The 18,892-nt window shown below is 60.2% G+C and carries 15 protein-coding genes and 3 pseudogenes; 15 read left to right on the plus strand and 3 right to left on the minus strand.

Features of this window, described 5'->3' with window-relative positions; all coding sequences use genetic code 11:
- Positions 1–99 precede the first annotated feature (99 nt).
- Positions 100–1,374, plus strand: a complete 1,275-nt coding sequence (locus FJ973_RS07165) for an MFS transporter (protein ID WP_224656239.1) — start codon at positions 100–102, stop codon at positions 1,372–1,374.
- A 71-nt stretch (positions 1,375–1,445) separates the two neighbouring features.
- On the opposite strand, the gene FJ973_RS07170 is transcribed toward FJ973_RS07165, so the two are convergent.
- Positions 1,446–1,859, minus strand: coding sequence for a hypothetical protein (locus FJ973_RS07170; RefSeq protein WP_140501470.1), 414 nt, complete (start codon positions 1,857–1,859; stop codon positions 1,446–1,448).
- Positions 1,860–2,200: 341 nt separating this feature from the next.
- Between FJ973_RS07170 and FJ973_RS07180 the strand changes: the two genes are divergently transcribed.
- The 7 genes and pseudogenes from FJ973_RS07180 to FJ973_RS07225 all read left to right on the plus strand — a co-directional run.
- On the plus strand, positions 2,201–2,443 hold the full coding sequence (locus tag FJ973_RS07180; protein ID WP_140522750.1) for a hypothetical protein: 243 nt from the start codon (positions 2,201–2,203) through the stop codon (positions 2,441–2,443).
- Between the two features lie 263 nt (positions 2,444–2,706).
- Positions 2,707–3,318 (plus strand): annotated as a pseudogene (locus tag FJ973_RS07185) (molybdopterin-dependent oxidoreductase); the annotation flags it as partial.
- A 179-nt stretch (positions 3,319–3,497) separates the two neighbouring features.
- Positions 3,498–3,968, plus strand: a pseudogene (locus tag FJ973_RS07190) (cupin domain-containing protein).
- Between the two features lie 461 nt (positions 3,969–4,429).
- The gene (locus tag FJ973_RS07195; protein ID WP_140555410.1) at positions 4,430–7,363 is read left to right on the plus strand and encodes a lysozyme inhibitor LprI family protein; all 2,934 of its coding nucleotides are present in this window, start codon (positions 4,430–4,432) and stop codon (positions 7,361–7,363) included.
- 47 nt (positions 7,364–7,410) lie between these two features.
- Positions 7,411–8,103 (plus strand): hypothetical protein, encoded by a 693-nt coding sequence (locus tag FJ973_RS07200; protein WP_140522756.1) that lies wholly within the window; start codon positions 7,411–7,413, stop codon positions 8,101–8,103.
- A 796-nt stretch (positions 8,104–8,899) separates the two neighbouring features.
- Complete coding sequence (locus FJ973_RS07210) at positions 8,900–9,250, plus strand: DUF2200 domain-containing protein (RefSeq protein ID WP_140522758.1); 351 nt, start codon at positions 8,900–8,902, stop codon at positions 9,248–9,250.
- A gap of 591 nt (positions 9,251–9,841) precedes the next feature.
- Positions 9,842–10,010, plus strand: a pseudogene (locus tag FJ973_RS07225) (DUF4158 domain-containing protein); the annotation flags it as partial.
- Positions 10,011–10,179: 169 nt separating this feature from the next.
- On the opposite strand, the gene gcvA reads toward FJ973_RS07225, so the two are convergent.
- Entirely contained in the window at positions 10,180–11,094 is a 915-nt protein-coding gene (gene gcvA / locus FJ973_RS07230) for a transcriptional regulator GcvA (protein WP_140522762.1), read from the minus strand.
- Between the two features lie 170 nt (positions 11,095–11,264).
- Here gcvA and leuC point away from each other — a divergent pair, with 170 nt between their 5' ends.
- Genes leuC through FJ973_RS07265 form a run of 7 tightly spaced genes read left to right on the plus strand, consistent with a single transcriptional unit; the run spans position 11,265 to position 17,760 of the window.
- Positions 11,265–12,752, plus strand: a complete 1,488-nt coding sequence (gene leuC, locus FJ973_RS07235; RefSeq protein WP_140522764.1) for a 3-isopropylmalate dehydratase large subunit — start codon at positions 11,265–11,267, stop codon at positions 12,750–12,752.
- Positions 12,749–13,387: a 3-isopropylmalate dehydratase small subunit gene (leuD, locus tag FJ973_RS07240; protein WP_140522766.1), complete on the plus strand. Its 639-nt coding sequence runs from the start codon at positions 12,749–12,751 to the stop codon at positions 13,385–13,387. Before leuC ends, leuD begins: the two co-directional genes overlap by 4 nt.
- On the plus strand, positions 13,384–14,262 hold the full coding sequence (locus FJ973_RS07245; RefSeq protein WP_181165395.1) for an isocitrate lyase/PEP mutase family protein: 879 nt from the start codon (positions 13,384–13,386) through the stop codon (positions 14,260–14,262). Before leuD ends, FJ973_RS07245 begins: the two co-directional genes overlap by 4 nt.
- Before the next feature lie 57 nt (positions 14,263–14,319).
- Entirely contained in the window at positions 14,320–15,369 is a 1,050-nt protein-coding gene (locus tag FJ973_RS07250; protein ID WP_140522770.1) for an ABC transporter substrate-binding protein, read from the plus strand.
- A gap of 44 nt (positions 15,370–15,413) precedes the next feature.
- A complete protein-coding gene (locus FJ973_RS07255) occupies positions 15,414–16,184 on the plus strand; it encodes an ABC transporter ATP-binding protein (RefSeq protein ID WP_281405704.1) in 771 nt (256 codons plus the stop codon).
- Positions 16,181–16,933, plus strand: coding sequence for an ABC transporter permease subunit (locus tag FJ973_RS07260; protein ID WP_140522773.1), 753 nt, complete (start codon positions 16,181–16,183; stop codon positions 16,931–16,933). The genes FJ973_RS07255 and FJ973_RS07260 overlap by 4 nt, the downstream gene beginning before the upstream one ends.
- Positions 16,930–17,760 carry an ABC transporter permease gene (locus tag FJ973_RS07265; protein WP_140522775.1) on the plus strand — a complete coding sequence of 277 codons (831 nt, stop codon included), beginning with the start codon at positions 16,930–16,932 and terminating at the stop codon, positions 17,758–17,760. Before FJ973_RS07260 ends, FJ973_RS07265 begins: the two co-directional genes overlap by 4 nt.
- 661 nt (positions 17,761–18,421) lie before the next feature.
- On the opposite strand, the gene FJ973_RS07270 is transcribed toward FJ973_RS07265, so the two are convergent.
- Entirely contained in the window at positions 18,422–18,865 is a 444-nt protein-coding gene (locus tag FJ973_RS07270) for a hypothetical protein (protein ID WP_140522777.1), read from the minus strand.
- Positions 18,866–18,892: the final 27 nt, after the last annotated feature.

Here is an 18,892-nt window from a genome sequence, read left to right on the forward strand (position 1 = left end):
GCTAGTGGAAGGTTTCGTTCCTCGCTGCAATCGATGCCTATCGCTTCCGCAGATCTTCTCGAGTGACGCGCAGCGCAGCCTGGAACGGACAAAGCTCAATTGCGTGAGGCAGAAATGCACGGCTCGGTGCAAGACGTGCCACCAGTGATCAATGAGGCTCGCCGGGGCGGAATGCGCCAGCTGGCTTTCATATCCGCCATGGTGTCCCTGGTCGCTTCCTTTGCCGTAGCGGCCGCTCCAATCCCGCTCTACAACACCTACCGGGCGGAGGACGGGTTCACCAACGCCGGCATCTCTATGGCCGTGGTGGCGTACGCCATCGGCACTATCGCCTCACTGTTGGTGCTGGGACGTCTGTCCAATCATCTGGGCCGCCGGCTCACTTCGATCGCTAGCCTCGGTCTGCTGCTGCTGGGCTGTCTGCTGTTGCTGAATGTGCGCGACATCGAAATCCTGCTGGCCGGTCGGCTCCTGGTGGGTGTCGGCACTGGGTTGGCCAGCAGCAGCCTGACTTCCTACATCGTCGACGCCGCGCCCAGCAGGCCAGAATGGTTGGCCTCCGTCGCCTCCAGCCAGGGACCGATGCTGGGCCTCACTGTCGGCGCCATCGCCTCCGGTGCTTTGGTCCAGTTCGGCCCTTGGCCACGCGACCTCATCTATCTGGTTTGCGTCGGCTTTCTATTGCTGTCTGGTGGACTCATCTCAATCAGCCCGGAAACCGCAACTCTGACCCCGGGCGCTTGGCGATCGCTGTTGCCTCGGGTGGGCGTACCGGCCCACGTTAGGCATCTGCTCCCTGTGGCGGCAGCGGTGTTCCTGGCCACCTGGGCGACCGGAGCCTTCTACCAAGCGTTCGTGCCTGCGCTGGTGGAAGATCAACTCCAGACCCGCAGCCCGCTCATTCTCGGATTGGTGTTCGCCGCCTATATGACGCCCAGCGTTCTCGGCGCTCCTATCGGCGGCCGGTTCACATCGGCGGTCGCCCAACGCGTCGGAATGGTCATCTTCCTGACCGGAATGATCGGCGTCATCACGGCGATCGCCGCCGGCACACTTGTGTTTTTCATCATCGCAACCATCCTTGCGGGCGCCGGCCAAGGCATCGCCATCAGCGCCGCGACACGCGGTCTGTTGCGCGGCAGCACGCTAGCCGACCGCGCACCGATCTTCAGCGCGATCTATCTCCTCTGCTACAGCGGCGCCGCCTTCCCCAGCCTCATCTCCGGCAAGCTGTCCAACACTTTCTCGCTGCCGCAAATAGCCGTCGGGTACGGAGGGCTTGCCCTCCTCGCCACCTTGTTCGCGGTCATCGGTGCACGCAACCCGCACGCTTACACGACCGCGAACGACGGCTCATCGCGGTCGATAAAATGACCCAGAAAGAGAACGCCAGGACGGAAGCACAGTTGGCTGTCGCGCACCATGCTCCGCGCCGGCAAGCCGCTCTAAGTCTCCCGCCAGCCGGTCGAGCAAATCGCCACGCATCGCCAATATTCGCCCTGCTGCCTCTCCTCCCATTTGCTCTCATTGGCGACCCGGTGGTCCTGCTGGATGGGACGGTCGTTACTGATCACGAAAAGCAGGTTTACCGCGAGGCTCCGGGCGTAGATGCGATAATTATCCGGCGTGATCACGACGTCGGGATTGGTGTTGCGCTCCTGGAGCCATTCGATCGTTTGATCGACCTTGCCCTCGGCGGGCTCTTCCCAATTTTCGATATCCTGGTCGAGCGTTTGCTGGACCCTATAGGTGTACTGCAGAAACTGTACCGTCGGCTGATCACTGGCGTGCTTGATCAGACTCGCCACAAACTCCGTTTCCGTGACTGGGTAGAGGACCGGTTTTCCGACGGCGGTCATCCAGGTACCTCTTTCGCAACCGCCATTCACGTCTCCCTTTAATCCAGTAGTTTCGCGCGGGCGAAGCTTTTTCTTCACCCTTGAAGAATTTGACCCGACCGACAAGGCCTGGCTTGAGCCATTCGGCCTTTTCTTTTCAGGCCCTTCGACACCGGTCCGCCTATCTGCCCCGTTGCCGATGCTCCCAATAGGCGGCGGGCTTCTGTGGACGCACCACTGGCGGCGCGGTGCGGTTTCGGCAGCGGACGAGCTTAGCGTAAAAGCCATCGCGAAATGGAAGAGCAGCCCGCCTTGACGTAATGTTTGGCATCTCGGGGATGCGCGACCGGTGGGGAAGTCCGATGAGAGTAGCAATATTTTTCGCGGCGATCGTGATCGCTGCGACTGGTGGTGCCTTTGCCAAGGAGAAGAAAGTGGTGGTCGGTGATGCTGCGGCCCTGTGTTCTACGAAGCATTCGACCAAGAAGCCGGTGAGAGATCTGGACTGCGGTTTGACTGGCACGGCCAAATTGCCGGATGGAACAACGCCGGAAAAGCCGCGCCTCGGATACGACACCGATCCGTGGATCCTAAATGGCTTTTAAAGCTGGCTTCAGATAGCCGCCAACTTGCAGCGTGGCCGGATGGAAGCGTTTTCAGGTACTTGGAACGACACTCGCATGAAATTCCAACACAACCACACGAGTATCCCCTTTTACGCGAAATGCGGGGTCCGATTCCACGGTCATTGCCGTTCAATCGTATCCGTCCTGTCCATTTCGCCTGTGGCGGAGCTTGTTGAACCGCAAACCGAGTGTAAGGCGTGATGCGGAAGATTCCGAGCCGCAACCCTCGCCACGACAACAAATGGGGCGCCCGCAGCATGTCGCTGGCCGACGCCATGGATCCCAAAAACATCCTTTGTTACGAGATGAACGGGACTCCCTTGCCGCCTGATAATGGCTTCCCGTTGCGGCTTATAGCGCCTGGCTGGTATGGGATCGCGAATGCGAAATGGCTACAGCGTATCGATGTGCGCGACCAGCGCTTCGAGAACCGTTTCATGGGACGCGACTACGTCACACGGCGCGAGGAGGACCACAACGGCGAGACTGTATGGGTGGAGACTTCTGTCGGGCGGGCGCGGCTGAAATCGGCACCGGCCCGGGTCACTCATATCGGCAATGACTATCGCATTGTCGGGGCCGCCTGGGGCGCGCCGATCGACCGGGTTGAGGTGAAAGTCGACGATGGGCCGTGGATGCTGGCGGCCATCGATGAGACGGACAAGGCGGACTTTGCTTGGAAGATATGGTCGGTCAACTGGCCCAAGCCCTCCGCCGGGGAGCACAGCGTCACCTCGCGGGCGGTCAGTACAGAGGGGCAAGTTCAACCGGCTATGGACGATCCTTTGATTGCAAAAAAGCACACATACTGGGAGAGCAATGGCCAGGTAACGCGGCACGTCAATATCGTTTGAGAAGCGTGCTCGAAAATTCCCTTGGGTGAAGCGCATGCGCGAGACTCGCATGCGCTTTCGCCAAGGGCAGCGGTTATACTGAGCCGACAAATCGCTTGCCTAGGTGTGACGCGCGGACCTTGGCGAGCCCAACCCGGCACGCCGCCGGAATGGGTAGCCCGCCTAGACGGGAGGCTACCATGAAAGTTGCATCGCTACTTGCAGTCGGCTGGATCATATCCTGCGCAATCGCCCCCTTTGCTTCGGCCGAGGACGCGCACACTGTGACCACTCCCAGCGAGGTTAAGTGGGGTCCGGGCCCCAAAACGCTTCCTGCTGGAGCAGAGTTGGCAATCCTGTACGGCGATCCGGCCAAGGAAGGTCCGTTTGCCCTTCGGCTCAAATAGCCGGCTGGGTATGCGATCGCGCCCCATACGCATCCGGGGCTTGAAGTTGACACAGTAATATCGGGAACCATTAATCTTGGCATGGGCGAGACCGCCAACCGTAGCGCCGTCAAAGCAATTCCTGCGGGCAGCTACTTCGCTTTGCCGCCAGGCATGGCGCATTTTGCATATTTCGACGAAGAGACGGTGCTCCAGCTCACCACTAACGGCCCGTGGGGCATAAAGTACATCAATCCGGCCGACGATCCTCGAAAGACGAAATAGCTACGAAGGCTCGAAAACGACAGGGTGGTGTGGACCCAGACGAGGTCGCCGCCGGCACTGACGAGACTAGCCAAGATAGTCTCAAGTGCACAACTTGCGCGCGCTGGGCAAGCGGGCATTTTTGGCAATGAGACGAGAACTCGCGCGGCTGCGGAGAAGTCAAGACTAGCTGCAAGAGAGCAGGGTTTCCGAACGCAGATCAAAACCAAGACAAGGGAGCTTGCCTCGCTCGTCGGACAGAGTCGCTCTCCGAAAGGCGTACTTGTGTCGATACGTGAGATGACCGAGGCTATCCTGCCTTGCCTATAATCGGATTTGTACGTCGATACTGCGGGATTCTGGGTATCAGGTGGCGCGGAGGTTTGGGCGGGAGCATCCTTCTGCAGGCAACCGATCCCGATCTGCGGCATGGCGGTTGCGGCAGTGGTTGTGCTGGAACGACACTTTTCCGGAGGGCGGCTATGCGAATTTTTATGACGCTCTGCGTCGCAGCCGCCGCTCTCCTTTTGGATGCGCCACAAAAGGCTGCAGGAGCAAGCTTTGATTGTTCTCGTGCGAGACTTTCCGTCGAGCGCATGATCTGTGCTGATGCATTGCTCTCCGATCTGGACGAGAAACTGTACGCGGCTTTTCAAGCGATTGACGGCCGGAAGGCACCGGAACTCGTGGCTGCTCAGAAACGTTGGATCAAGCAGAGAAACAAATGCACCGCTCCGACATGCGTTTCCACTTTGTACAGGGAGCGGATTTTCGAACTGTCCCAACTGGGTGCCACCGCGCAGGCAGTTCCAGGCAGCACAGCGGCATCTGCGTCTACGACACCTGCTGCAAGACTGGCGGGGGACGCTCGCAAGCAGGTTCTGAAGCTTCCGAGCCAAAACGATATTTACGTTCAGAACGCCGACGTGCTTGTTCAATTGATTCAAAAATTGCCAAGGGACATTCGTGATCTCCGATTTTTCCAGAATTACGACATAAGGTTAAGATCGTATTTTCAATTCCTTACCGCAGATCAGCAGCAAAGATATTCCAAGGTAATGGACGATTGGTGGCAGACAACCTTGAAAGAAATCGGCGGGCATCCCATTGCTGTTAGCGACATCACTCTCCTACAACTTATCGCGCCCAATTTCCCTCCTGAGCGTCAGGCGCAATTGCGCGAACTAGTGGGCAGTGCTCTTTCCTCTGGTCCCGGTCCCGCCCTTACGAACGCGGACACGCTATCGATCGAGGACGGAGTTGCTGTCGAGCCTACGGATCGGGAGATTTGGGAAGGCACTGCGCCGTGCGCGCCGAAGAATACGACGTATGACTTCGTTGTCCTTGGGTCGATCGATAAGGCGAATTCCGCCTATGTGATGTCGCGGGGAGATCAGCAGACGATCGTGCGATACGCAGCAAAATACGACCTGACCATCGGCACCATCGATCTCTCCGAAATGAGCATCATCCGCAACAATGATTTCGTCACGCTTCCCAAATCCGCGAACGTGGAACTTGAGGATGGCGGATCCACGCTGGCGATGCATCTTGCGCCATCCTGTGAGGTGCGTTTGCAGAGAAAGAAGTTTCCTGAGGCGGTCCTGCAGGCGATCTCGCACGCTAAAGCCGATCCGGCATATGTACCGGCGCAAGGCCTTCCGTTCTGCGTGAGCATGTTGGCGTGGTCGCATCAGATTCAAACTGGCGCGCCTAAACTCGACCTGACCAAGAACATTACGACAGACCCCCCCATGAAGCTGCTGATCGCCAGCGCATTCCACGATTCGATGACCAGGAAGTTCCTGGGGCGTCCGCTGACCACACTGGATACGCGACAGAAAGGAGACCAGGAAATCTGGTTCAGATGGACGGAGCTTGCGCGCGAGTGCCTGGCTCATCCGCTCTATTTCGACGACAGCCCCGCGCTGGTGAAAATAATACTTCCGTACTTGAACCATCTAGGTGACGAAGATGGCGAATTGGCGATCATCTCCACCGTGGAGAACCGCGTCAAACAGGTGGCCCAGGCTGGGGCAAATTTCAGTGCGACGGCCGATGGCTTCATGAAATTGCGGGCATATGTCTCGCCGCTCGAGATGCAATTGGAGCCGGTGCTGATGCAGGTTCGCCAAGCCGTGCTCAAGCCCCTGATCGACCGCGAGGCGGAGATCGCAATCGTCGCCGTGCATGCGGAGCCACCGGCAAAGCAAGGCAGTCCAAGACCGCTCGACAGGTTGAGCGTCATTGCGGATATGATCGACGCCCTGAGAAGTGCGGACCAAGCCGCAGAAGTCGCTTCGGCTGAGACCGTCGCTATCGGGATCGTCAATGCGGATTTGACGGAGATAATCGCGCTCGGCCGCACCCATGTCGAGTACGTCGGGGCGGACATATTCTCGCTCAGCCACCTGCAACAGTGGAAGAGCAAGACCGAAAACGAGCTCGGGAGATTTTCAGAATTCGCTTCCTACAAGACCGCCATGCAATCTGCCTCGCAGGAGATAGACGGCGTAATTCCGCAAGTCGTGGCCGGGCTGGCGAGCGTCGTGACCCAAGCCACGGACATCGGCGAGATCGGGACCATATCGAGCGCCGTCGCGGAGCTCCAATCCGGCCATTCCGACGTCATGACATCTCCCATGTGGCAGGCTTACATGCGCGGCCTCGACGGATGGTTTGCGGCCCATACGACGGGCAGTGCCGCGGTCGCCGGGACATCACCAGCCAGCCATGGCCAGAATGTGGCTTCGATCTTCCACTCCCCCGAGTTGAAGAATCGGCAGCTTGTGGGGGCGATTTTTGATCACGATTTCTTAGCGCTCAGAAACGATCAGGCGGACGCCTTCGCCGCTATCGTGGGGATGGTCAGGCCGATCAATCAGGCCTGCCCGGGAACCCTCACGGAAAAATTATTGCGAGCAGTGCTTCAGCGAGGACTGGGATCGGGCGTATTCGGGACCAGCGAAGATGCTCAGAACAACAATGCAGAGTTCCTGTTGCAGGAGGGGCAGTGGCTTGGAAAAGCCCTCAATAACCCCGGGCAGTTCATGAACGACATGGTCCGAGACGCGGCCGCTCAGGATCGCGCCGAGGCCGATGGACAACTCGTCACCGACATTTCCTGTAAAGACCCCGACATGCAAACCTTTTTTGCAAATGCCGAGGAATTCCTCGCAGACCCGACAAGCGGAATTCCAAATGATAGACTGGGCGTAGCCGAGATGTGTACGAAGGCCCTACCTGCAAACCAACCCGAGACGGCGCCTTATTGTGCTTGCGCAGGTCCTATTCTTGAACAGCGGTTGACTGCGGTTGAAGGCGCTTACCTGAAGTCCGATCCGCGCCGGAACTACTCGACCGTGGTCAACCTTCTGCCGAGCGTCAGTGAGGATCTAAGAAAGTGCCAGCAGTAGCACCACCTTGTTCTTCTGGTACATTGGCCGCGCGACTGATAGTTGCCATGCTGTCGGTTGGCATGTCGCTTGCGCCGGCACGGGCGACATCCCTCTACGACTTCTTTGTCAACTACCGCAGGCAGGATACCGATCTTCAGATCGCATTCTCTACAGAGGTTTTGCGCAGCGCGCGGCTCCAGAACGGAAAGCTGGCCGGCTGTATCGAGAAGAACTTTGTGAAGCACGGCCCGGCCTTCCTGCCCGTCTACGATGCCTTCAAAATCAAGCTTTATTCGACAATCACCCCCGCAAAAACCGGCGTCGAACAGTCCATCGTTGAGGCGATTTCCGAAACGTGCAATCCGGCCGCGCTGGCGGCATACCCCGACCTGGCGCGCGATAACGTGAGCGTTCATCCTACCGACGCTTTCCATTCCGAGTACCAGGACGATGCCGCCAGGCTGGGTGCTGCCACGATCGCGGTGAATACTCAGCTGGCGCGCGTCACTTCCGAGGGCGATGACGCCTATGCTGGCTGTCTGAACGAGAAGCTCGTTACCACTGACGGCGCGATCCCGGACGCGTTGGGTGATGACAAGACGGCATGGGCCTTGGGTGCGGAAGGACAAATTCTTGGAGCAATCATCTATTTCTGCAAGGAGCAGACGAATACTGCGTCCCGGAGAAGCCGGGGCAGTACCGTCCCACCGCCGAATCCGACTTCCACGACCCGATCTTCCGGAACCAACTGCAATTGATCGAAAGCGTAGCTGTTCAGCCGGGCATTGCAGCGGTTCATGCCGGCCCGGACAAACCAGCCGCCGATTCCCGTCGGCCATCCCCGCACCGGATCATAGGGCAGTTCCTCTAGCCGGAGCAACTCCGCTTTGCCCGATCGGTCCGATGAGAGCACCTCTCCCGCCAGTGGGCCACAACGTCCGAACACCGCAATGGTTATCGTTCTGATGAGAGGGCGCGCTTCGGGCTTGTTATCTTTTGAAAAGCCTCGAGGGTGGCTCCGCAAGAATGATGCGACTTCCGTCCGGGTCTGAAAACTGAGCGATTCTTCCGTCAAGGTGAAATTAGGGGCCGCAAGCGAGAGGTCGGCTGTCGGCATCGAGCAGCTCATCCACGCTCCACTTGACGGCGCGTGCCACTCCAGCCGATGTCGGGCTTATCTACGTCGATGGCGGGACCTGCCCCTGACCACGCTTTATGCGCGGCCTATGCAAGACCAGATGCCCTTCGCGTCGGATTTGATTGGTAGTCGCGCATTCTCACCGCAGCTGCCCAGAACAGGGCGGGGGGAGAAGCTCAAGATTTTGTCGAAACACCGCTGCTTTACATTCGCGGCGCGGATGAGCCTGGCGACATCAATCGTTATATCGACGGCTTTTCGTAGCGTTGGCATTCGCAGCATCCGCTGCGCCACTATTAAGGATTGCGGGCACCTTGCGCCCGAAGAACAGGCTGCTACGACACGCCGTGAACTTATCGTTTCCTGCGCCTCGTCGGGATGATCTAAAATACCACTTGGCACCAAGAGGGCGATGAATGACGAAACACCGCATCTATTCGATGAGCTTCGCCAAGGTGTATCCCCTTCTCGTCGCCAAGGCGGAGAAGAACGGCCGCACAAAGGCTGACGTCGACGAGGTAATTCGTTGGCTGACAGGTTACTCGCAAAAAGCGCTCAATGGCCAAATTGAGAAAAAGACGACCTATGAGGACTTCTTCGCACAAGCGCCCAAAATGAATCCATCGAGGTCCATGATAACCGGCGTCGTTTGCGGAGTCCGGATCGAAACTATCGAAGAACCCACAATGCGGGAGATCCGATATTTAGACAAAATGGTCGATGAGCTCGCCAAGGGCAAAGTGATGGACAAGATACTCCGCGCATAGTTCGCGCAAAGCGGTTTTCGACCCGACGCAGATCAAACCTCGGCGGATGCGCAAGGGGAATGCCGTCTCCTGCGGCCGAGCCCCACGTCTCGGCCGATGGGGAACCCCGCAACGGCCCAAGAGTGAAGTGCCGAGCATGCGTTCTTCAATATAGAAGGCGCGCTTGCTTCGGTCGGGACCTCTCCGAAGGATGTCGTCGTCGTACACGTCTTTGTGCCCGATCGTCAGGACAAGGAGATCGTCAACCGGCTTGTGGCCGAAAAGTTCCGCGGTATCCATCCAGCAAACACGACACTGTGTATGCCTTTGGGAAAGCCCGAACTGAAAGTCGAGATAGAGATCACAGCCTATCGGCGTCGGCGACCGGAAGAGCCGGAAAATAGACTGGCAGTTCACCTCGGCTGACGACTACATGGGGTGCGTGCATCGATTGCAGCAGGCATGAGGCCATCCGCCAACGTGCCGCTGCTTCTTGCGGTTATTAGCTTGCGAGAACAGCCGACTCATCAGTTTGATGAACATCGTCACAGCATCGTCGGTGAGCTTCTGGCCCAGATTCATGCGCCCGATCAGCGAGTCGCGACGGCTGGCATGATCCGCCACTATTCTCTTTCGCCCGGCCGATTTGCTGGAAAACCAGCTACGGCGCCGTGAACCCAATCAACTCGGCTTTGCCATCCAACTTTGCCTAATGCGCTACCCCGGCCGGCCACTGGCCCCTAATGAGGTTCCACCGAAAGCGATGCTCGACTATGTTGCCGGCAAATAGATGCAAGTCCGGTCGGCTACGCGAGCGGCTTTGGAAATGTTCGAGCCAGCACAAATCCGGGACCGACAGCCACGGGCAAACGGTGCGATTGATCGGGTCGCGCCACACATTTCAAAACCCCTGCGACCGGCGCCACCCAACCTCAAGCAAGTCACCGACTTCAACGAGCTCCATCGGCGGCCTCTTCCAACTCGGTCGCCTGCTGCACAATCCAGTTTTCGAAAGTGCGGATCAGGAGCGTCCGCCGCGTCGCGCGCGGATACACCAGATAGTAAGCGCCCTGCGTCGGCACTCTCAAACCGAAGGGTGCGATCAGGCGTCCCGTGCGCAGATCGTCCTCGACGAAGGCGCGCTGCGCCATCACGATGCCGAGTTCATCGGTAGCCGCCTGGTAGGCGAGCGCCGAATTCTCGAATTTGAGGCCGCTATTGCCGTCGACCGTCGTCACGCCAGCGGCATGAAGCCAGGCAGGCCAGTCATCCGGTCTGTGCATCGAACAGAGCAGGACGTAACGGACCAGATCCTTCGGCTCGACGAGAGGCGATGAGCTGCCAATCAGGCCAGGGCTGCAGACCGGCAGCACGATCTCCCCGAACAATCGCCTGCAATAGAGGCCCGGTGGAGGCTCCGAGCCGGAATGGATGCAGACGTCTATCTCCTCGCGATCGAAATCGACCTGCTGGTGCGAAGTAGTGATCTGCACGTCCACATCCCGATTGAGTGCGTGAAAACGGGCGAGCCGCGGCACGAACCAGCGGATGGCGAAGGTCGGGGGCAGCTTGATGCGCAATCTGTTGCCTTCCGGTTTTTCCTGAATGCGCCGCGTCTGCGCCTCGATCTGGTCGAAGGCGACGCGCAGCACAGCAGCCAGAGCCGCCCCCTCGGACGTCGTCTCTACTCCGCGCCTGAGCCGTAGGCACAAGGTTGTGCCGAGCCAGTTCTCAAGCTGGTGCAGATGGCGGCTGACCGCACCCTGGGTCACTGAGAGTTCCTGGGCGGCGCGTGTCAGGCTGCCGTTGCGCGCCGTCGCCTCAAAGGCGCGCAAGGCATTCAAGGGAGGAAGTCGGCGCGACATGTGCTATGCCTTTTCCTGATGGCAAAAGAGTAAATTGTGGGTGTACCCTAGGGCCGGAGGAGGTTACCGTCAGCAGAAATCTACTCTAACGGACGCATTATTGCGCGAACACCGGGCGGAGCCAAAAGCCAGAAGTCGCGGGTTTCACGACTCATGTGGGAGGAAAAGTCATGCCAGTTCACGCGCCGCCGACGCAAGCAGATGGCTTAGCAGCCGTTGCAACGTCTTCGGCGCGAGCTTCGGCCTCCTCCACTGGGCCGAAGACCGTCTTCGAGAAGATCTGGACCGCCCATCTCGTTCGGCAGTTGGATGACGGGCGCGACCTCATCTTCGTCGACCGGCACGTGCTGCAGGAGACGACGTGCGCCGCCGCTTTCGCGGGTTTGGAAAAAACCGGACGGCAAGTGCGTCATCCGGAGCTTACCCTTGCAACCCAGGACCACATCATCTCCACGGCGCCGGGTCGTACCGAGAACACCAATCCGGAAGGCCGCGAGCTCCTTTCCCTGATGCGGACGAATGCGTATCGGCACCACATCCGCCACTTCGGCGTCGGCGATCCGCGCCAAGGCATCGTGCACGTGATTGCGCCGGAACTGGGAGTTGCACTGCCGGGCAGCGTGCTGGCCTGCGGCGACAGCCACACCTCCACCGTCGGAGGGATCGGCGCGCTTGGCATCGGTGTCGGCACCAGCGAGGTCGAGCATGTGCTCGCGACGCAGACGCTTGCGCTCGCGCGGCCGGAGACCATGCGTGTCTCCTACGAGGGTACGCTCGGGCCGGGCGTAACCGCCAAGGACATGATCCTGCGCACCATCGGCGAATACGGCATCGCCGCAGGTCGCGGGGCGGCGGTCGAATACGCGGGGCCGGCGGTGCGGGCGCTCTCCGCAGAGTCGCGGCTGACACTCTGCAACATGTCGATCGAGTTCGGTGCGCGCCTCGGCCTCATAGCCCCTGACGAAACGACCTTCGACTATGTCCGTGGCCGCGAATTCGCACCCGCCGAGGCGGATTTCGAGCTCGCGCTGGCCTATTGGCGAACGCTGCGGACAGAGGCGGACGCCGTCTTCGATCGCGACGTCACCATCGATTGCGACAAGATCGTTCCACAGGTTACCTGGGGAACGACGCCGCAAGACGTCACGGGCATCGACGGGCATGTCCCCTACCCCGCCTCCTTTGCCGATGTGAAGCGCCGCGAACTCGCTGCTGCCGCAATTCGCTACATGGGGATCGAGCCTGGCAGTTCACTCGAGGGTATCCCGATCGACATCGCCTTCATAGGCTCCTGCACGAACTCACGTCTTGCGGATCTCGAAGCGGCGGCGGCCGTCGTGCGCGGGCGGAAAGTCGCTCCGAATGTTCGCGCGCTCGTCGTGCCGGGCTCCATGTCGGTGAAACGCGCAGCCGAAGACAAGGGCCTGCACCACATCTTCCGTGAAGCGGGCTTCGAGTGGCGCGATGCGGGTTGTTCCATGTGCGTAAGCATTAATGAGGATGTGGTCGGTCCGGGCCTGCGCTGCATGGCGACCAGTAACCGCAATTTCGAGAACCGGCAGGGGCCGCGCAGTCGCACCCATCTTGCGAGCCCCGCCATGGTCGCCGCTGCGGCGCTCGCTGGTCACATCACCGATGTCCGTAAGGGGAATGCATGAGAGAGCCCTTCGCCAGTGTCAATGGCGTGGTGGCAGTGATGCCGCTGAGCAACGTCAACACGGACGCGATTATCCCGTCGGCCTATCTGCGGTCCGCGATGGCCGACCTCGGCAAAGGCCTCTTCGGCGGCCATCGCTATGATGAGGCCGGCCGCGAACGGCCGGATTTCGTGCTCAACCGGCCGCCGTTCCGCGCTGCAAGCATTCTCCTGGCGGACGAGAACTTCGGCTGTGGAAGCTCACGCGAGGCGGCCGTCTGGGCATTGCAGCAGTTCGGCATCCGTTGCGTGCTGGCGCCGAGCTTCGCCGACATCTTCTACGAGAACAGTTTTCGCAATGGCCTGCTTGCCGGCTTGATCGACGCAGAGACATTCGCCGCGCTGGCCGCAACGGTCGAGAGCCGTCCCAGCAACCCAGTGTTCACGGTCGATCTGACGATGTCGGAGATCGCTGCGCCGGACGGGCACATCTACGCTTTCCGGGTGCCGGCGATGCGCGCTGAGGCGTTGGTGCGTGGCGACGATGAAATCGACACGACGCTTCGCCACGCCGCCGAGATCGAGGCTTATTATGCCGCCGGCAAGACAGGTCGCGGCTGGATCTACCGGCCCGTGGAAGGGGAATGGAACACATGACGCGTACGACCATCCGTGAGGCGCTGGCACAGGAGACGCCGCTCGTTACGCCGCTAGCACATGACGCGCTCTCCGCCAGGCTGATCGAACAGGCCGGCTTCAAGGCCTTCGCCATAGGCGGATCGGCGTTGCTCGCCGCCCGCCATGCCTATCCCGACATTGGACTGATCGGGCTGACCGACATGGTCGAGGGCATTCGCGATATCGCGGCTGCATCATCGCTGCCCTTCTTTGCCGACGCCGATGACGGTTATGGCGACGTGAAGAGCGTGGCGCGTACGATCGCCGCTTATGAAGCGATCGGCGTTCGCGGACTTCTCCTGGAAGACCAGAGTCGTGACCATAAGCAGCAGCGTGCCGACAAGGCGGCCGCGGTGGTCGAGGAAGCGGTGATCGAGGCGAAGCTTCGTACCGCCCTCGGTGCACGGAGGTATCCCGAGACTTTTATCATTGGCCGCACGGACGCCTATGGCCCGCTCGGCCTCGACGCGGCTATGCACAGGGCGGAACGCTTTCTTTCCGTGGGAGCTGACGGCATCTTCATCGCGGGGCTCCGCACCGAAGCGGATTACCGGAAGGTTGGTGCCGCCTTCAAGGGCGCCTATCTGTCGGCTGCCATGTTCGAGGGCGGCGATACGCCCTGGCTAAGCCCCGCCGAACTCGGCGCCATGGGCTTTACGCAGGTGTCCTTTCCGGCAAGCATCATCTTTCGCGTGGTCGCGGTCATGCAGCAGGCAGTCTCCGCGCTGCGGCGCCATGCCGAGGGGACGGAAACACTGCAGCCGCTCGCCAACGGCGTGGCCGTGCGCGGGATCCTGGATCAGGCAGTCAATCTCGACCACTGGCGGGCGATCGAAACTCCCGGGGCGAGGTAGGACGTACTGGAGTCGCCTTTCCGAGGGTATGAATGCCGCGCAAGCAGTGGCCTTGGCATGGCAAAGAGAGTCACGGGCTTAGCGACGCCCGGAGAATTGAAAAGGGAGGAACTTATGAAAGTATCGAATGCATTCTCGCGTCTAGCGGTTCTCGCTGCGGCCAGCCTGGCGCTGGCGGGCACGGCGCAAGCCGAACAGATCGTTGTGAGCAACTACGGCGTCTCGGCAAACGGAATGCCTTTTGCCGTGGCCATGGAGAAGGGCTTCTTCAAGGAAGAGGGCGCCGACGTTACAGGCATCCTTTCCTCGGCCGGCGGCGGCACGACGCTGCGCAATATGCTCGCTGGCGACGCGCCATATGCGGAAGTCAATCCGAATGCCATCATCGCGGCGATCCAGCAGGGCGCCGATATCAAGATCATCAGCGACAACGTGCTGACAGTTGCAGAATTCATCTGGGCAGTGAAGCCGGATTCGCCGATCCAATCGGTCAAGGACCTGAAGGGCAAGAAGATCGCTTTTACCAACCCTCGCTCCACCAGCCAAGGCTTGGCAGCGCTGGTCTTGCAGGCTGGCGGCCTCAAGACTGAAGACGCCGAGCTCGTGAAGACTGGCGGTTTCGGCGAAGGCGTTGCGGCGCTGGACACCGGGCTTGTCGACGTCGCGCCCATTCCAGAACCGCTGTGGTCGAAGTTCAAGGACAAGTATCGGCCTATCGCCAAGGCCTCCGATCTGCTGCCGCCCATCGCCAATGTGCTCGGTGCCGCTGCTGGCTCGGCGGCCGAGAAAAAGGGCGATTTCATCAAGGCGGTGATCCGCGCCCGCCGTCGCGCGGTGGAGTTCATGGCGCAGAATCCCGATGAGGCAGGCGACATCATCGCCAAGGTGTATAATCTCGAGCCAGAAGTAGCGCGCAGCGCGGTCAAGAACCTCGTGGACAGCCGTACCAACGGCATCGAATATTGGGGCACGGGGCAGATCCACCTGGACGGGCTAGAGAAGTCCGTCGAGGTGCAGAAGATGATCGGCGCCCTGAGCGGCGACGTCGACCTCAAGGCAATAATCGATACCCAGTTCCTGCCAGACGATATCAAGGAATTGAAATGACCATTTCGCAAAGCGCACAGGTCGCGCTGCGCGGCGTAGACAAGGTGTTCACCCGGCCGGGACGGCCGGGTGACACCGTTCACGCACTCGGCGCGATCGATCTTGAGTTGAAGCAGGGCGAATTCTTCGCCGTGGTGGGGCCGTCCGGCTGCGGCAAATCTACCCTACTGGAACTCGTCGCGGGACTTTCGACCGCGACCCGCGGCGAAGTCACCTTCGAAGGCCGGCCGATCGCCGGCCAGATACCGGATGGCGTCGGCGTCGTCTTCCAGGAAGATGCCTCCTTCCCCTGGCTTACGGTCGCCGACAATATTGCCTTCGGGCTGCGGCGCATGAAGATTTCGCATCAGGAGCGCGAAGAACGGATCGCGCGGGCGCTCGCGATGATGGGGCTCACATTCTTTGCCAAGAGCTATCCTGCCCAGTTGTCTGGAGGTATGCGCCAACGCGTATGCATCGCCCGGACGCTAGTGACGGAGCCGCGGCTCATTCTGCTTGACGAACCGTTCGGCGCGCTCGACCAGCAAACCCGCCTCCTGATGGGCGATGAGGTGCTGAACCTCTGGCGCAAGACCGGCGCGACGGTCTTCCTCATCACCCATGCGCTCGATGAAGCCGCCATGCTTGCCGATCGCATCGGGGTGATGTCGGCCCGACCCGGACGGCTCATCGATATCGTTAAAACGGACTGGCCGAAGGATCGCGACAGCCGCATCGTGCAGGAGGAGCGCTTCGGGACAATTACAGCCCGGCTCTGGCGTTCGCTGCGCGAGGAATCGCTCAAGGCGATCGGCAAGATGGAGGGGGCGGCATGAAGAGCGCCACATTCTGGCGGATCGGTATCGTCGTCGGCTTCGTCGGCCTGCTCGAAGTCTTGTGCTTTGTTGGGGTCATCCCCCACCTCACGATGCAGCCGCCGCACCGCATCGTCATCGATCTCGTCAAGATGTTGGCCTCGGGCGCGCTCAATGCCGCGATTGCCAAGACGTTGGGCAACGCCGCAATCGCCTTCGTCATTGCCGTTGTCACCGGGGTCGCGAGTGCTATCGTCATCCATCAGTTCGAGCGTGTGCGCGACACACTCGACCTGGTCTTCGCGACCTACTATGCGATCCCGGTCTTTGCTTTCTACCCGCTCCTGATTATCCTCTTCGGGCTTGGTGACGCACCGCAGATCTTCATCGGAACCATGCTGGGCGTCGTCGCTGTCATCGTGAATACGTTGAATGGCCTGGACCGGGTGCCGCGGGTGTTCCTCAAGACCGCCAAGATGGGCCATATGTCTGCGGTCGAGACCGCGTGGCGCATCACCCTGCCTTGTGCAGCACCTTATATCCTCACGGGGGCCAAACTCGCCGTCGCCTATTCGCTGATCGGCATCATCGGCGCCGAATTCATCATGTCGACGGGGGGGATGGGCTACGAGATCAGCTTCGCCTACAACAACTTCGACAATGCGATCATGTATCCGCTCATTCTGCTGATCCTGATCGTTTCGATCACCATCAACGCGCTTCTCGCCCGCTGGGAGAAGAAGCTCATGAACCGGCGGGGGCTTCGATGAGCAGCAAACTGCCTCTCAACGCGGTCGTCTCCGGCAAGGTCGATACGGTTGCGTCGACCGAGACCCGGTCAGCCGCACAGGACTTCCATATTCCCGACGGCCTGCGCAACGGCGTCACCCTCGTTGTCGCGCTGCTCGTCTTCTGGCAGATCCTCTATTGGATCGTGGGAGAGGTCGCGCTGCGCTCGCCGCTCGAGACGCTCGGCTTCACGGCCCATCTCGTCACAACCGGGCAGTTCTGGGTTCATCTTACCGAGACCGCCCAGGCCTTCGGCCTCGCGCTCCTGTTGGCGGTCGTCATCGGCCTCGCGATCGGTTTCACGCTTGGCCTGAACGGCGCCATCGCCGAGGTTCTCGAGCCCATGCTCGTCGCAGTCTATTCGATCCCCAAGATCACGCTCTACCCGATCCTGCTGCTCGCCTTTGGGCTTGGCATGTCGGCGAAGGTCGCATTCGGCACGATCCACGGCGTCATTCCTATCGCACTCTTCACGATCAATGCAGTGCGAAACGTCAAGCGCGTTTACGTCAAGACCGGGCACGTCATGCGCCTGAACCCTGCCGACATGATCGCGCGCATCGTCCTGCCGGCCGCCATGCCGGAGATCTTCGCCGGCATCCGGATTGGCTTTTCGCTGACGCTGATCGGGACGCTGCTCGGCGAGATGTTCGCCTCACAGCGCGGCCTCGGTTTCCTCCTGATGAACGCAATCGGCTTGCACAACATAGACCTCATCATGGCGCTCACTTTCCTGCTCGTCGTCATTGCGGGCGTCTCCAGTAGCCTGCTGCTTTATCTCAACCAGCGGCTTTATGGACGCGCCTAGCTAAGCCCCGGATCTTTTTGTTTTGAGCGTGCAATCTTTGTCGAGCTTGGCTCTTCAGAAACGACCCGGCGCAACCATGGAAGTGCTCGCCGATAAGACAGCCGAAACGCCGCATTCGAGACGGATGAGGTTGTAGCCAGGATCGTACGGCTGGTCGTGCCGCGAAGGCTTCACCGCGCCCGCTCCAAGGCGGATATACTGCCTCCATCACGGCACGGTGTCTGTGCTTGTGGCCGAAGAGGTGCAGGATTGCACGAGAGGTCAAAGCATCGTTCACAGCGCCTCCGTCAAAGAGCCAGTCGATTGGATGATGGACGAGCACAAGGCGACTGTATTCGGCACCAGCCGTTTGTAGGACTCAGAAAGATGTCGCTGGCCCTGTCGTCTTCAGTACGGCCAAACGGTGCCATGACCCGAGAATCTCTCGCCGAAGAGCTTGAGAGTGCGGCCGAGTGCCATTGCGGACATGTCGCGGCCGGATCTTCAAATCATCCTTCGCCGCGGTGCCTTGATGTTCCGAAACCTCGCTGGCTTTCCTTGAAGCCGGCGACGGACGATGCGCTCGCCTTGATCGCCTCTGTGATGAGGATCTGGGCTTGGAGATTACTTCTCCACAGTTCTCCGGGCAAGGGCGGTCAGGCGAAGCGCAATTTCATCCGGCTCATCGCGCGCGGCAGCGCTGGAATGTTTCCGGATCATCGGACGACCAGGAAAAGCCGTGCAGGGACAGGCTTATCCTGTTGGGCTCCGAACGCGAGAGCTCGACCGTGCCTGCGCTCATCGGGCTGCCGCCCTTGTAGCATTGGGCAGCAACGCGCAGCGTTTTTCCGTCAACGTGCGGTTCGCCGAATTCGCAGCCGACCTCATAAAAGGTCAATCCCGACGGCAGAACCTCCAGCACATCGACTTCCCCGTTCTCCTGCTCGCAGCGCAGCGGATCGGTCGACCATTTGCCGAGGAAGTCGTTCGGCATCTTGGCTTGGACGGCTGCCGGCAGGAACGACGCCAGTGCGACAAGGACCGCGAGCGAACGCTTAGCCCCGGCGCGGCGATGGCTGTCCGAGCTGGATTGCCTTTTCAGCATGACCGATCTGGTCATAAGCATGGTTCTCTCCTTTCTGCTGCCCGCCCA

The organism is Mesorhizobium sp. B2-1-3 (assembly GCF_006442495.1).
Lineage (GTDB): Bacteria > Pseudomonadota > Alphaproteobacteria > Rhizobiales > Rhizobiaceae > Mesorhizobium.